Source organism: Flavobacterium sp. 22659 (genome assembly GCF_052044235.1).
GTDB classification, from domain to species: domain Bacteria; phylum Bacteroidota; class Bacteroidia; order Flavobacteriales; family Flavobacteriaceae; genus Flavobacterium; species Flavobacterium johnsoniae.
Genome location: NZ_JBQEMU010000001.1, coordinates 110850 through 124897, shown reverse-complemented (window position 1 = coordinate 124897; position 14048 = coordinate 110850). Strand labels below are relative to the sequence as shown.

At 33.1% G+C, this 14048-nt stretch carries 15 protein-coding genes and 1 tRNA gene; 2 read left to right on the top strand and 14 right to left on the bottom strand.

What is annotated here, in order from left to right:
* Position 1: 1 nt before the first annotated feature.
* The 9 genes from ACTJIW_RS00640 to ACTJIW_RS00600 form a co-directional block, all read right to left on the bottom strand.
* Positions 2–2620, bottom strand: a complete 2619-nt coding sequence (locus ACTJIW_RS00640; protein ID WP_012022260.1) for a TonB-dependent receptor — start codon at positions 2618–2620, stop codon at positions 2–4.
* Positions 2621–2720: 100 nt separating this feature from the next.
* The gene (locus tag ACTJIW_RS00635; RefSeq protein WP_121360245.1) at positions 2721–3563 is read right to left on the bottom strand and encodes a FecR family protein; all 843 of its coding nucleotides are present in this window, start codon (positions 3561–3563) and stop codon (positions 2721–2723) included.
* 11 nt (positions 3564–3574) lie between these two features.
* Complete coding sequence (locus tag ACTJIW_RS00630; RefSeq protein WP_044047378.1) at positions 3575–3784, bottom strand: hypothetical protein; 210 nt, start codon at positions 3782–3784, stop codon at positions 3575–3577.
* Between the two features lie 47 nt (positions 3785–3831).
* On the bottom strand, positions 3832–4353 hold the full coding sequence (locus ACTJIW_RS00625; RefSeq protein WP_012022257.1) for an RNA polymerase sigma factor: 522 nt from the start codon (positions 4351–4353) through the stop codon (positions 3832–3834).
* A gap of 234 nt (positions 4354–4587) precedes the next feature.
* Positions 4588–5070 carry a GNAT family N-acetyltransferase gene (locus ACTJIW_RS00620; RefSeq protein ID WP_440715385.1) on the bottom strand — a complete coding sequence of 161 codons (483 nt, stop codon included), beginning with the start codon at positions 5068–5070 and terminating at the stop codon, positions 4588–4590.
* Between the two features lie 4 nt (positions 5071–5074).
* Positions 5075–6493, bottom strand: a complete 1419-nt coding sequence (locus ACTJIW_RS00615; RefSeq protein WP_440715386.1) for a PLP-dependent aminotransferase family protein — start codon at positions 6491–6493, stop codon at positions 5075–5077.
* Between the two features lie 18 nt (positions 6494–6511).
* On the bottom strand, positions 6512–6880 hold the full coding sequence (locus ACTJIW_RS00610; RefSeq protein WP_440715387.1) for a hypothetical protein: 369 nt from the start codon (positions 6878–6880) through the stop codon (positions 6512–6514).
* 204 nt (positions 6881–7084) lie between these two features.
* Complete coding sequence (locus ACTJIW_RS00605; RefSeq protein WP_073408900.1) at positions 7085–7342, bottom strand: hypothetical protein; 258 nt, start codon at positions 7340–7342, stop codon at positions 7085–7087.
* Between the two features lie 135 nt (positions 7343–7477).
* A tRNA-Met gene (locus tag ACTJIW_RS00600) sits at positions 7478–7554 on the bottom strand.
* Between the two features lie 150 nt (positions 7555–7704).
* Between ACTJIW_RS00600 and ACTJIW_RS00595 the strand changes: the two genes are divergently transcribed.
* Together ACTJIW_RS00595 and ACTJIW_RS00590 are read left to right on the top strand one after the other, a co-directional pair.
* Complete coding sequence (locus ACTJIW_RS00595; RefSeq protein WP_012022252.1) at positions 7705–8097, top strand: START-like domain-containing protein; 393 nt, start codon at positions 7705–7707, stop codon at positions 8095–8097.
* A gap of 54 nt (positions 8098–8151) precedes the next feature.
* Positions 8152–8988, top strand: coding sequence for an aminotransferase class IV (locus ACTJIW_RS00590; RefSeq protein WP_012022251.1), 837 nt, complete (start codon positions 8152–8154; stop codon positions 8986–8988).
* Here the strand turns inward: ACTJIW_RS00590 and ACTJIW_RS00585 are convergent.
* From ACTJIW_RS00585 to ACTJIW_RS00565, 5 genes are all read right to left on the bottom strand, one after another.
* A complete protein-coding gene (locus ACTJIW_RS00585; RefSeq protein ID WP_044047376.1) occupies positions 8985–9545 on the bottom strand; it encodes a YqgE/AlgH family protein in 561 nt (186 codons plus the stop codon). The two genes, ACTJIW_RS00590 and ACTJIW_RS00585, sit on opposite strands and share 4 nt — an antisense overlap.
* A gap of 129 nt (positions 9546–9674) precedes the next feature.
* Entirely contained in the window at positions 9675–9947 is a 273-nt protein-coding gene (locus ACTJIW_RS00580; RefSeq protein WP_012022249.1) for an HU family DNA-binding protein, read from the bottom strand.
* Between the two features lie 180 nt (positions 9948–10127).
* On the bottom strand, positions 10128–11075 hold the full coding sequence (gene fmt / locus ACTJIW_RS00575; RefSeq protein ID WP_440715388.1) for a methionyl-tRNA formyltransferase: 948 nt from the start codon (positions 11073–11075) through the stop codon (positions 10128–10130).
* The gene (locus ACTJIW_RS00570) at positions 11075–12970 is read right to left on the bottom strand and encodes a RecQ family ATP-dependent DNA helicase (RefSeq protein ID WP_433813483.1); all 1896 of its coding nucleotides are present in this window, start codon (positions 12968–12970) and stop codon (positions 11075–11077) included. Before ACTJIW_RS00570 ends, fmt begins: the two co-directional genes overlap by 1 nt.
* Before the next feature lie 65 nt (positions 12971–13035).
* Positions 13036–13569: an AAA family ATPase gene (locus ACTJIW_RS00565; protein ID WP_044047374.1), complete on the bottom strand. Its 534-nt coding sequence runs from the start codon at positions 13567–13569 to the stop codon at positions 13036–13038.
* Positions 13570–14048 lie beyond the last annotated feature (479 nt).

The window sequence follows — 14048 nt, the reverse complement described above, 5'->3', positions numbered from 1 at the left end:
ATTAAAATTTAAAATTATAAGAAACTCCAGGTACAATTCCGAAGATTGATAACCTTCTTGTTTCATTTGCTCCAGTGTCTTCATTAGTCGTAAAACTCATAGAAGCAGCATTTTTTCTGTTGTAAATATTGTAAATGCTGAATACCCAATAGCTTTGCCATCCTTTCTTTTTATCTGGTCTTGGCGTATAAGTTGCAGCCACATCGAGGTGATGGAAAAGAGGCAGCCTGTTTTCGTTTCTCAAAGAATAATTTGGCACATGAATTCCCCCAAATTCATAATACCCATTTGCATACGTTACAGGCTGTCCTGACTGCAGCGTAAAATTACCGTTGAAAGACCATTTTGGACTAAACTCATAACTTCCTACAACGCTTAAATTGTGCATTTTGTCATATCCAGATAAATACCAGTCTCCGTTTGCAATTCCCGGTTCTTCGGCAGTTCTTCCCGGAGTTTTTTGTTCTGCTCTTGATAGAGTGTACGAAATCCAACCCGTAAAAATTCCAGTATTTTTTCTAAATAACAATTCCATACCATACGATCTGGCTTTACCATTTAAGATAACTTGTTCGATATTATTGTTTGCCAAAATATCGGCTCCGTCAATATAGTCAATACGGTTTTGAACTTTTTTGTAAAACAGCTCACCTTCAAAAGAATAATCGTTGTCTTTAAAGTTTTTAAAATATCCTACAGCATACTGATCTAAAAGCTGAGGTTTGGTAAACGGTCCGCTTGGAGTCCAGATACTCATTGGCAGCGGCGATTGAGTATTTGATAAAATATGAATATACTGCGCCATTCTGTTGTAACTTGCTTTTACAGAAGTGTTGTCGTTAAAAGCATACGAAAGTGCTGCTCTTGGTTCGAAATTATCAAAACTGCTGATTTTTTTTCCTTTGCCGTAATATGTTGTTCCTGTTGGAGTTCCTTCTTCGTAAATTTTGTATAACGGATTGTATACAACACTTTGTCCATTTTCATAAGTACTGATTGCTTCAGAACCTAAACGATAAAACATGCTGTAACGAAGCCCGTAACGGAAATTCAATTTTTCAGTAATTTGATTTTCAAAATCCAGATAAGCAGAAGTTTCTAAAGCATATTTTTTATCAAGCTGCTTGTAATTAAACTGAGAATCAATACTTGTTGGCTGTACAGTACCTGGATTGAAATTATAATACAATCCGTCAATTCCGTAATTGATCTTGAATTTTTCTGATTTTTGATAATTCCATCCGTATTTAAGACCGTAATTTTGAATGTTGCTGTCCCATTCAAAGTTTTCCATTGAAAGTCCCAAATTGAATTTATAATCGCTGTAAAAAACAGAAAGATTATGATTTAAGCGATCAGAGAATTTGTGTTTCCAGCTTAAAATTCCCATTGTATTTCCGTATTTACTTGAGAAACGATCGTTGATGTCGAATATATCATTTCCTAAATAACCAGAAAAAGTCAATGTATTATTAGCATTAAAACGGTAATTTAATTTAGCGTTGAAATCATAAAACATAGCTGAGTTTTTATTGTCTGCCAGTTTTAAAAATAAATGTGCATAAGAAGTACGTCCAGATACAATAAAAGACCCTTTGTCTTTTTGTAAAGGTCCCTGAACCAAAAGACGACTTGATATTACGCCAATTCCCCCGTTTACTTTGTAATTTTCAAAATCTCCCGTTTGCTGTGTTACATCTAAAACAGAAGAAACACGTCCGCCAAATTTAGAAGGAATTCCTCCTTTATATAAATCTAAACCATTTACGATATCAGCATTAAAAACAGAGAAAAAACCAAACATGTGCGAATCGTTATAAACCGGAGCGCCGTCTAAAAGAATTAAATTCTGATCGGCAGCACCGCCTCGAACATTAAAACCTGATGAAGCTTCTCCTGCATTGGTAACTCCCGGCAGAGTAAGTATCGATTTTAAAGGATCTGGTTCGCCCATTGCTGCAGGAATTCTTTTTATTTCCTGCATCGAAAGTCTGTTTACACTCATTTGAGTGGTTTTAATATCAACAGCTTTATTACCAGTTACAATAACCTGTTCTAATTCCTGACTATCAGAGTCTATATTGAAATTGATTTTAGTGTCATCAGAAATTGTAATGCGTTTTTCGTGATTTTTAAATCCAACATAGCTGACTGCAACTGTATAGTTTCCGTTTGGGATTTCAATACTGAATTTTCCGTTTACATCCGTTACAGCGCCAACTTCTAATTCTTTAATATAAACATTGGCGCCAATAACGGGCTGTTTGGTATCATCAAAAATCTGGCCTGTCAGCTTACTTTTTTTTTTGACAGTTTTAGCTGATTGTGACTTTTGTTTCACAAAAATATTATTGCCAACAATAGAAAATTGTACAGAGGCAGTTTTGTTTAATTCAGAGATAAGTTTCTCGATTTCGACTTGCTTATAAGTGCTTTTCTTTGTAAAATACTTTTGATTTGTATCTATCTGATCTGTAAAAGCAAATTTAAAATCGGTTTGATTTTCTATCTGCTTAAAAAATTCTTTTAAAGTTACATTTTGATCTACAGTTATTGTAACGGTCTGAGCAGACATACATAAACTGAATAAAAAAAAGCATGCTGAAATTATATGCTTCATGAAATTTTGTATTTTTGAATTATTAAATGGAATAACTTCCTGTTATTCCTGACTATAAAGGAGGATGTGTAGTTTCGCGGCTTACATCCTTTTTCTTTTCTTATTGAAAAGTAATCTGTTTTAGATCTTCATTTATTTCAAAGTTTAGGTTATACATTTCTGATATTAATTGTACAATTATTTTTAAATCTTCTTTTCTGTTTATTCTAATCGTGATTTTCTGGTCTTTATATTCTTTAGGCAGTGTCACTTTATATCCGTAATTTTCTTCGATGTAAGTACTTACAACAGTTAGCTTTTCATTATCAAAATCTATAAATCGGCTGAATTCTGCTACTGATGCGGTTTGATTTCCGTAAGTAAATTTCTGTCCCGGTTTTAAAACCCAATTTTGATCCTGGCCTTTTACATTCATCTGCACACTTCCTTCAAACAATTCAACAGTTACTTCCTTTTTTTGAAATCCTTTTACAGTAAAACAAGTTCCTAAAACGGTTGTGGTTGTTTCGTTGCAAAAAACCTGAAACGGATGCTGTTTGTCTTTTTTTACCTGAAAATAAGCTTCACCTACAATTTCAATTTTTCTGTTTAATGCAAAGTTGTTTCCGTATGAAATTTTAGAATTTGGACTTAGTTCTACTTTTGAGCTGTCTGGCAGCACAACATGTTTTATTTTTAAAGTAGTATTTTCAATCACATTTTCAGAAAGTACAATTGCTCCTGCTGCTGAATCATTGGTAAAATAAATTCCTGTTCCTACAAGAACAAAAAGTAAAACCGCCGCGGCAGCATAATAGCGCCAAGGTTTAAATTTCTTTTTCTTTGGAGTAAAAGTTTTTGAATGGAATTTTCCCCACGAAGCTTCTTTTATTTTATCTGAATGCGAAGCTGGTGTTTCATTCCATAACTTTTCAAACTCTTCGTCTAATTTTTCTTTATCCATGACTTTGGGGGTTAAAGTTTTTTACAATAAAATCCTTGTTTATTAAAAACACCATAAACCACATCCTTAATTTCTCTGTTAGTTTCGATTCTAAGTATTCTTTCGCGATTTTTGAAATCAAAATTTATGATACAATCTGAAATAACAAATTGTAAAAGAACTACAAGCAGACTTGCATCTTTTTTTGTTCTAACATTGGTTTTGTACGCTTCGATATGCATTTTTTTGTTCTCGTTTTTATATATAACAAACGAGATCAAAAAAGTTCCTAATGGTTTTCGATTTTTTTTCGAATAAATTTACTGGCGAGATAAATATGATTGGCAATAGTCTTCTCAGAAAGGTCTGTGAGCTCTGCAATCTCCTTATAGCTAAGGTTTTCCAGTTTGTGTAAAGTAAATATTTTTTGCTGCTGCTCAGGAAGCTGATTGATGAAATTGTATAATTTTTCTTTTCTATCCTCAAAAACTCCCAAGTCAGTTTCTTCTTCGGCAATATCAGCTTTATGCGGATCAAGCTGAATTATTTTGCTTTCTCTGTTGACATGATTGATGATGATGTTTTTGCAAATTGTAAATAACTGCTTGTCAAGTAAAACATCTTCGTTAAGAAGTTCTCTTTTGTTATAAAGTCTTAAAAGACTTTCCTGAACAAAGTCTTCAGGAGTAAGAACCGTGAGATTAAATCGTTTGGCAATATTTACCAGTTTATCGTAGTAATTGAAATACACCTCTTTAAAAGCTGCTTCATTACCTTTTTTTAAACTTAGTATTAATTTTTTATTGTCCATAACGAAAATATCGCGACTAGTTTTATCTAGTCAAAACTCAATGAGTTCAATATTATTGTACTTAGAAACCGACTATCTAAAATCCTGAATGTAATAAGTTACAAAGAACCGTAATTTAATTTTAAAGTTTGTCGCAGTTAATAAAAAAAGTTACAATCTTATTGAAATTAAAAAACCTTAAATTGATATTTAAGGTTTTTAAGAATGCGGTTTAAAAAGAAATTTCAGTTTTATTTAAGAATTTAAAGTAAGCAGCATTTGAATATCGACTCTGTTATAAGCCGAAGAAATGCCCGTAATTCTTTTAAAACCTAGTTTTTCATATAATTTAATAGCAGGCGTTAATTTCGTATTGCTTTCCAGATAAATTTTTGAAGCACCTTTTTCTGAAGCCCATTTTATTGCCGATTCTGCCAATAATAATCCAACGCCTTTTCCTTGTGCCTTTGGACTTACGGCCATTTTTGCTAATTCATAATCGTAATTTTTTCCATCACTTTTAATTAAAGCACAGACACCTAAAACTTCATCATTTAAAACTGCCGAAAAAATTTCACCGCCTTTGTTTATAATATTTTCTTCTGCATGATCCAGAGCTTTGATATCATTGGGTTCGACTTCAAAATAATTTGAAATCCATTCTATGTTTAAATCCTTAAAACTTTTTTGATACTTTGAATTATAAGCTGCTATTTCAACTTGGTCTTTGTTATTCATAATTTTAAATACTGTTTTTTATTATACTGCCTAATTTTTTTAAATCAGAGTCTACGCGGTCATTCCATTCTAAAACATACGTTAATCTCATGCAGTTGTTATATTGATTGTACTGCGAAAAAATTCTTCCCGGTGCAAAAACGATTTTTTGGGCCAAGGCAGTGTTGTATAATTCTGTTGTAGAAATTCTTTCATCTAATTCCAGCCATAACATAAAACCGCCTTTTGGCTGTGCTATTTTAGTGTTATCCGGAAAATAGGTTTCTACAGCACGGTTAATCTGGAGATAATTATTATAAAGCTTGTTTCTAAATGTTCTAAGATGATGATCATAACGCCCATGTTCTAAGAAATCTGCAATGACATCAGAATATAAAGAAGAATTACAAACCGTTTGAACCAGTTTTTGACGAATGATTTTATCTTTAAATTTTCCCGGTGCAATCCATCCAACCCGATATCCGGGTGCAAGAGTTTTAGATACAGATCCAATCCATAAAACTAAACCGGCTTCGTCATAAAATTTGCAAGGTTTAGGACGTTCTGAGCCAAAATAAAGATTACCATAAATGTCGTCTTCAATTAATGGAACGTTGTATTGTGTAATCAATTTTACCAGTTCCTGTTTGTTTTCGTCAGGCATTTGAAAGCCCATTGGGTTGTTGAAATTGGTAACAAAACAGCAGGCTTTTATTTCAGGCAGTACTTTTTTTAAAGCATCGAGATCTAATCCATATAAAGGATGGGTTGGAATTTCAACCGCTTTTAAACCTAGAGCCTTAATTGCCTGCAGTATTCCAAAATAAGCCGGACTTTCTACAGCAACGCTGTCTCCCGGAGAAGTTACAGCCATAAGCGCATTGTACATGGCATGCATGGCGCCGGAAGTAATTACAAGATCATCTTCGGTAATTTTTCCTTCCATAACCAACGCCCATTTGGCAATGGCGCGTCGAAGCTCTTCAGATCCCTGAACAGGTTCATAAACTGTGCCGGCATCACCTCTGTTGCGGACAGCATTGATAATGCCTTTGTTAAGTTTGGCAACAGGAAGGAAATTTTTTCCTGGTAATCCCAGTGCAAACTGTGTTACATCAGATTTATTAATAGTGCCGAAAACTTTATCTATAAGCTCCTCAGGTGTATTTTCTGTTTCATGATTGTCTATGCTGGCAATTGTTGGAAGTGCAGTGGTGCGCTGTGAACTTTTGCTGACATAATAACCCGTTTTGGGACGCGATTCTATAAGTGAACGGCTTTCTAGTTCTAAATATGCCTGTTTTATTGTGTTTAAACTAACATTATATAATTTCTGCGCACTTCGTACAGAAGGCAGTTTGCTGCCAAGAACGAGAGTTTCATTGTGAATTTGATCTTCAATTATTTTGGCAATTTTTAAATATAATGTTTCGCGATTTTTCATTTTGCTTTTTATGAGCGTTTAAAAATTTAAAAAATGTACAAAGTGATCAGTGCTGTGTTTCAGCTGTTGTGCATTATTGAAATTGGCACTTCTTTTTTTCTTCATAAAAATTGAAATGTATTCCTCAAATAGTGTTTTGTCTTTATCTGTTAGACTTCCGTCATCGTAAATTTTATAAACGATTTCATTGCTTGAGTTCAATAATAAAGTTGCAAACGAATTGATCTTGTTATCTTTCTCAGCGAGTAGAAAAGGAATTCCAAAAAGCATTTTACCTTCGGCTTTTACACAATTGTTTTGACTGAAAATGTTTTGTAAAATCTCCATGTCAAATATGTACACTTCTCTAAAAGTTATTTTTTCCTGTAGTAATGCTTTAGATTCCATCTTTTTTTTAGCAAAATTACCACTGCTGTTAATTAGGGTACAGATACAGAAAATGATTTTTTTAAGGGTACAGATAAATTTACTAAAGTTTTTTGACTACAGGGAAATATTTTTGCAACAACAATTTATCTTGTTTCAAAAAGCGATTAAAAAAGAAAAGCCCTTAAATAATTTAAGGGCTTTCTATTTATGTTTATATGGTGCTTATTCTCCGGCTTTTAAATTATCAATATCAGAAATCTGATCAAGAATATTAGTTTGGTTAGGAGAAATGTAATTTTTTGTTTCAGCAGGTGCTTCTTTCTTAAAAAGAAGATCCAGAGCATTATAAAGTTTTAATAAAACATCTTTGTCTTCTTTTGCAATATCTAATGCAGTATTAAAATTAAAAACATAATTATTCGAATTGCGTACTTCTACTTTTATCGTTTTAGATGTGATTTTAAATTTAACTATATCCATATATGACTGCAAATTACAGTTAGTAAAACATTATTTTAAAAGTAGTTATATAAAATGTAAACAACAAATTTAAAAATAATTACAAAGTATTTTAAATAAAAAAACATCACTTTTTAAAGTGATGTTTTTTTTACCTGGTAGCGAGGACGGGAGTTGAACCCGTGACCTCAGGGTTATGAATCCTGCGCTCTAACCAACTGAGCTACCTCGCCTGGACTGCTATCATGAATTCCTGATTGCGGGTGCAAAGATAGAAATAATATTAAAGCTCGCAAGCATATTTTGAAGAAAAAAAAATATTTTTAAAAATGTGTTGTTTTTGAACATATATTCTTATATTTCCAAAAAATTTAAAGTAGCACATGGATCCAAAAATACGTTACGAAATAGAGTTTCCGATCAATTCTTCGCCGCAATTATTGTATCAATATATATCAACTCCGTCAGGTTTATCAGAATGGTTTGCTGACAATGTTAACTCAAGAGGAGAATTTTTTACTTTCATTTGGAATGATTCGCAGGAAAAAGCGCGTCTTGCTTCTAAAAAAAGTGGAGAAAAAGTAAAGTTTAAATGGGTTGATGAGAGCAGTAAGGATACTGAATACTTTTTTGAACTGCATATTTTAGTTGATGAATTAACTAAAGATGTCTCTTTGATGGTAGTTGATTTTGCTGAAAAAGAAGAAATAGGAGAGGCTAAACAATTGTGGGAGAATCAAATCTCAGACCTAAAACATCTTATAGGATCTGTTTAGTAAAAGTCTATTTTATGCCTTATATTTGCCCTGAACAAAATTCAGGGTTTTTTTATGATCAATTTTAACGGAAACATTGTAGAGGAAGAAAATTTATTAACTCAAAATCGCGCATTTTTATTTGGAGACGGCGTTTTTGAAACAGTTAAAATAATCAATAATAAAATTCTATTTCTTGAAGACCATTATTTCAGGCTTATGGCTTCAATGCGTGTTGTGAGAATGGAAATTCCAATGAATTTTACAATGGAACATTTTGAAGAACAGATTTTAAATCTTGTACAGCAAAAAGGAATTTCAGCATCTGCAAGAGCCCGTATCACGGTTTTTAGAAATGATGGAGGTTTGTATCTTCCAAAAACCAATGAAATTTCATATTTAATTCATGCATCGCAGCTGGAAAGTACAGTATATGCTTTAAATACAGGTCAGTACGAAGTGGATTTGTATAAAGACTTCTATGTAACAAAACAGCTTTTATCGTCGATTAAAACGACTAATAAGATGATAAATGTAACCGGAAGTATTTTTGCTTACGAAAACGGACTTGCTAATTGTCTTTTAATTAATGATGCAAAAAATGTGGTCGAAGGTCTTCAGGGTAATTTATTCATGCTGGCTGGAAAAAAGCTAATTACGCCGCCAATTTCTGAAGGCTGTTTAAACGGAATTATGCGCAAGCAGATTTTAGCCTTAGCTAAGAAAGTAGAAGGCATAGAAGTAGTTGAAGAAATAATTTCGCCGTTCGATCTTCAAAAAGCCGACGAATTATTTCTGACCAATGTAATCATGGGAATACAACCGATAACTAAATATCGAAAAAAAGAGTTTACAAGCAATCTGGCTCATTTATTAGTGCAGAAGCTAAATGAATCCATAACTGAAAATTAATTCAGATATGGATTTTCAGGTGCGTTAGACCAAATAAGATAATCTCCGCCTAGCTCAATAATCTGCTCTTTCCAAAAATGGGTAGTAGATTTTCCGATAATTTTATTTTTATAATTATTATCAGCTATAATCCAGGAGTTGCCTTGCATTTCATTTTCAAGCTGGTTTTCGTCCCAACCGGTATAACCTAAGAAAAAACGAATATTGTTCTTATTGATCGATCCGTCGTTTATTAAGTCTTTGGTTGATTCGAAATCTCCGCCCCAATAAATTCCGTTTGAAATCTCGACACTATTCGGGATTAAATCCGGGATATTATGAATGAAGTACAGATTGTCTTGTTCAACCGGGCCTCCGTTATATATCTTGAAGTTGGCATCAATCTCCGGTATTAAATCATTAATAGTATATTTTAAAGGTTTATTAATGATAAAACCTATTGATCCTTCCTTGTTATGGTCTGCTAATAAAATTACCGATCTGTTAAAAGATAAATCTCCAATTATTGAAGGCTCGGCAATAAGCAGGTGTCCTTTTTTTAATTTTTCTGAAATCATACGGCTACAATTTTTATTAAATTTAATCATAAAAAAATTAAAATCACAAAAAAAATCGTTAAACCGCATAAAAAAACCCTCCACAAGGAGGGTTTTAATTATATTATTTAGTTTAGAGAACTTTCTTACTTAGTTCACTGCACCTTCTAATTCAGCTCCAGCTTTGAATTTTACTACATTTTTTGCAGCAATTTTGATAGTTTTTCCTGTTTGAGGATTTCTACCGTCTCTAGCAGCTCTCGCAGATACTGACCAAGATCCGAAACCTACTAATGAAATTCTTCCGCCTTTTTTCAAAGTAGTTCCTACATTTCCTAAAAATGACTCTAAAGCTAATTTTGCCGCAGCTTTTGTAATTCCTGCATCAGCAGCGATAGCATCGATTAATTCTGATTTGTTCATAATAATTAGTTATTAATTGTTGGTTAAAAAAAATTGTTAATACACAAATTTAGTAGGAAATCCGTTGCGTGCAAGTGTTTTCTTTAATTTTAGCAATAATTGTTGATAACTTGCTTTTTTTGTTCATAAAGCATGTTGTTTGTCGATCAAAAACAGGTACAAACCCCTGTTTTACTGACGTTAATAGACCTTTGCCTCATTAGAAAAAGTTATCCCGTTTAACAATTCTGCCACCTGCATTCTCTTTTTTCCTGGTAATTGTAAACTTAATAACTGTATGAAGCCGTTTTTTATTGCAATTTTAATTTCTTTTTTACCGCTTATTAATTTCCCGGCTTCATAAGAATGGGCTTCTTCAAGCAGTTTGGCTTCATATATTTTGATGTTCAATTCTTCATTTTTATCTTTCAAAAAGCACCACGCTGCAGGATAAGGACTTAAGCCGCGAATAAGATTGTTGATTTCGTCTCCAGATTTCGTCCAGTCGATTTTGCAGTTTTCTTTATTTAGTTTATAAGCTGTTTTGATATCCTCGTTATCTTCCTGAATTGTTGTAATAACATTTCCGTTTTCAATTACTTTTAAAGTATCGATTACAGTTGTGCTTCCTAGGTTCATTAATCGGTCGTGTAGTTGACCTGCATTTTCCGCTGGTTCAATTGCAATTTCTGAATTAAGAATCATTGCTCCGGTGTCAATTTTATCATCAATAAAAAATGTCGTAACGCCGGTTTTGGTTTCGCCATTAATAATTGCCCAGTTAATAGGTGCAGCACCGCGGTAATTTGGCAGCAAAGAAGCATGAAGATTAAAAGTTCCTAAACTTGGCATTTCCCAAACTACTTTTGGCAGCATTCTAAAAGCAACAACAATTTGTAAATTTGCATTCAGTGCTTTTAATTCTGCTAAAAAACTTTCATCTTTTAAATTTGTTGGCTGCAGTAAAGTAAGGTTATTTGCTAAAGCATATTCTTTAACAGCTGAATATTTTATTTTTTGTCCGCGCCCGGCTGGTTTATCTGCTGCTGTAATAACGCCCACAACATCGTAATTGTTTTTAATGATGGTATCCAAAATGCCGACAGCAAATTCTGGAGTTCCCATAAAAATAATTCGTAATTTTTCCATTATGATTTTAAAGTGTATTTATTGTTCGCTAATATAACGATGTGATTGTTTTCTAATAATTCCTGCAACACCAAAAGAACATCTTTTGCGTCTAATTTAATTTGATTTTGAATTTCGCGCGAAGTTAATGCAGTTGCTTTTAATAAGTGAAGAATTTTATCAGCAATAGAATCAGCTTCTGTGATTTTTCCTTTTTGAGTAATGCAGTAAGAACAAACTCCGCAATTGACCTTAGTTTCTTCTCCAAAATAATCCAAAACCAGTCGGTTTTTACAAGTTTTGTCTTCTTTTATATAATATAGTACAGAAGAAAGCTGGTCGCGTTTCAGTTTATTTTGTTTTTCCAGATATTTAGAAACCCTGTTTATTGTCAAATCATCTTCGCGGACTTCATTAAATAAAATAGTCGCGTCGTTATTTTTAGATTTATACTCAATGATCTCTTTCTCTTTTAATTTTTCTAAAAGTGCTGTAACTTGTTCTTCAGAATGATTTGATTTTTTTGCAATAAGTGAGAGATTAAGCGGTGTTTTCATTTCATGAATCCCAGGATAAGTTCTTAAAATTGCCAGAATAATTTCTTCATCATTCGGGTTCAGGCTCATGTATCGAATCACTTCCTTAGATTCGATTAAAAACTGCATTGTAACCTTTTCTGAAAATTCCTGAGACATGGTAATAATGCCTTGCTGATTTAAAAACTGCAGAGCATTATAAGTTTTTAAAGTAGGGAAGTCATATTTATTGCAAAAATGATTCATTTTAAACGAATATGAATCGTCTAAACCTTCACCATAAGCTATTTGAAAATAATTACAAAGTTTAATAAATATGGTTTTTAAGAACTTCTTGTCTGGCAAAACATTTATAAACTGTTGTTCTGTTTGAGTTGCATCAGAATTATTGAATAATAAAACCGAGAAAGCCTTTTCGCCATTTCGTCCCGCTCGTCCAGATTCCTGATAGTAGTTTTCTAAATTTTCAGGTAATTGAGTATGAATAACCGTTTTTACATTGTCTTTGTCGATTCCCATTCCAAACGCATTGGTGGCTACAATAACTTGTGCCTGCTCCGACATCCACAACTGCATGTTTTTGTCTTTTTCCTGAGCCGAAAGTCCGCCGTGATAATACGTTGCTCTAAAACCTAACGATTGTAATTGAGTTGACATATTAAGGCATGATTTTCTGTTTCGTACATATATAATAGACGGTTGTGGATTTTTCTTTAAAATCTGCTCGACGCGATATAATTTGTCTTCAACTTCAAAAACCATGTATGCAATATTCTTCCTTTCAAAAGACTGTTGAAAAAGTCTGGTGTCTTTTAATCCGAGTTCAGTTTTGATGTCTTCAACAACTCTAGGAGTCGCTGTTGCGGTCAAAGCCAAAAACGGAATTTTAGGGAAGTATTTTTTAAGTTCGGAAATTTTTAAATAAGCAGGTCTAAAATCATGCCCCCATTGCGAAACACAATGTGCTTCATCAATGGCAATTAAATTTATAGGAAGATTTTTGATTCTTTCTAAAATCCAGTCCGATTGTAAACGTTCCGGAGAAAGATAAAGGAATTTATAATTTCCGAATTGGCAGTTATCCAGCAGATCAATAATTTCTTCTGTATGAATGCCGCCTGTAAGTGCAATCGCTTTAATATCTCTTTTTTGCAGATTCGCCACCTGATCTTTCATTAAAGCGATCAAAGGTGAAATCACCAAGCAGATTCCTTCACGCATCATAGCCGGAACCTGAAAACAAATTGATTTTCCGCCTCCGGTTGGCAGCAGTGCAAAAGTGTCCTGACCTTCTAAAACCGAATCGATAATTTCTTTTTGGAGCGGTCTAAAACTGGAGTGTTTCCAGTATTTTAAAAGAATTTCCTGTGCGTCCTGCATGGCCAATGTATTAAAGTTAAAAATTTAGAAATCAGATTCTAGTTTTGCAACTTTAAACCCGGCTGCTAAATTTTGTCTAAGATATAAAGAATTCTGTTTTCAACCGTATCTTTAGGAACCTCAATTAGATCGTAACCATATTTTTTATAGGTCTCGATTAGATGTTTTTGGATTTCTAATGCCTGTTCGAAATTTTCATAACGTTCTGTGTCGCTTTGATAAATTTCTTCCCACGGCGGTAAAATGAAAGTTTTAGAATATTTATAGTCCTCACAAGCTTTTATGAAATGTTCTGGATATTCATCGCCAATATAATCCATGTAAGCGACAACATCTGGAATGCCGCGGTCAATAAAAACTACGTTATCAGGTTCTTCTTTCGCATTTTTAAACTGTTGAATACGGCCTTCTAGCAGCATTTCGCTAAACAATAAAGGCTGTTCTAAGAACAATTGCTCGATGCCTCTTTTTTGGGCTTCAAGAGTAACTTCTCTGGAAATTTCTGGGTAGCAGCAATAGCCTCGAGCTACTAATTCGTTTATAAGTGTAGATTTTCCTGTACCAGGACCGCCAAGTAGGACTATGATTTCTTTTTGCACTATTCTAAAAATAAAGCGCAAATTTACCTAAACTTATTCATAATTAAAAAGAATATTTATCAAGAGCGAAAGATTTTGCATTTTTAGTAAAAATTGGTTCCTGCTGTACGCTGCAATCTTTTGCTTTTTAAAGGAAAAAGCAAAAGGATTTCCGCTTCCATCAGGGCTGGAAGAGAGGCAGTGTTTTTATTTTTGGAGTTCTTTTTAAAAATTTAATTTAAAAAAAAAGAAAATCCCAGTGGGACGACATATTTATAGAAAAATATACATTATAAAAAACTGCTCCAGCGGAGCGACACATTTTGAATAATTTATATGTCGCTCCGTTGGAGCTTTTTGATAGGTGTAAAATTGTATCTGCTATAAATATTTTACTCCGCTGGAGTAGTTTTGTTTGAATTGTTAAAATAAATTTGACAAAGAATAAAGTCCCAGTGGGACGATATATTTATAGAAAATTATACACGTATAGATGTAAG

What these genes read in the sequence shown, in the direction of transcription:
- ACTJIW_RS00585 (WP_044047376.1), bottom strand. Translation starts at nt 9,545, where the DNA reads ATGATTTCAGAAAAATTAAAAAAAGGACACCTGCTTATTGCCGAGCCT.
- ACTJIW_RS00635 (WP_121360245.1), bottom strand. Translation starts at nt 3,563, where the DNA reads ATGGATAAAGAAAAATTAGACGAAGAGTTTGAAAAGTTATGGAATGAA.
- ACTJIW_RS00605 (WP_073408900.1), bottom strand. Translation starts at nt 7,342, where the DNA reads ATGGATATAGTTAAATTTAAAATCACATCTAAAACGATAAAAGTAGAA.
- ACTJIW_RS00580 (WP_012022249.1), bottom strand. Translation starts at nt 9,947, where the DNA reads ATGAACAAATCAGAATTAATCGATGCTATCGCTGCTGATGCAGGAATT.
- ACTJIW_RS00590 (WP_012022251.1), top strand. Translation starts at nt 8,152, where the DNA reads ATGATCAATTTTAACGGAAACATTGTAGAGGAAGAAAATTTATTAACT.
- ACTJIW_RS00570 (WP_433813483.1), bottom strand. Translation starts at nt 12,970, where the DNA reads ATGCAGGACGCACAGGAAATTCTTTTAAAATACTGGAAACACTCCAGT.
- ACTJIW_RS00625 (WP_012022257.1), bottom strand. Translation starts at nt 4,353, where the DNA reads ATGGACAATAAAAAATTAATACTAAGTTTAAAAAAAGGTAATGAAGCA.
- ACTJIW_RS00630 (WP_044047378.1), bottom strand. Translation starts at nt 3,784, where the DNA reads ATGCATATCGAAGCGTACAAAACCAATGTTAGAACAAAAAAAGATGCA.
- ACTJIW_RS00620 (WP_440715385.1), bottom strand. Translation starts at nt 5,070, where the DNA reads ATGAATAACAAAGACCAAGTTGAAATAGCAGCTTATAATTCAAAGTAT.
- ACTJIW_RS00640 (WP_012022260.1), bottom strand. Translation starts at nt 2,620, where the DNA reads ATGAAGCATATAATTTCAGCATGCTTTTTTTTATTCAGTTTATGTATG.
- ACTJIW_RS00615 (WP_440715386.1), bottom strand. Translation starts at nt 6,493, where the DNA reads ATGAAAAATCGCGAAACATTATATTTAAAAATTGCCAAAATAATTGAA.
- ACTJIW_RS00610 (WP_440715387.1), bottom strand. Translation starts at nt 6,880, where the DNA reads ATGGAATCTAAAGCATTACTACAGGAAAAAATAACTTTTAGAGAAGTG.
- ACTJIW_RS00595 (WP_012022252.1), top strand. Translation starts at nt 7,705, where the DNA reads ATGGATCCAAAAATACGTTACGAAATAGAGTTTCCGATCAATTCTTCG.
- fmt (WP_440715388.1), bottom strand. Translation starts at nt 11,075, where the DNA reads ATGGAAAAATTACGAATTATTTTTATGGGAACTCCAGAATTTGCTGTC.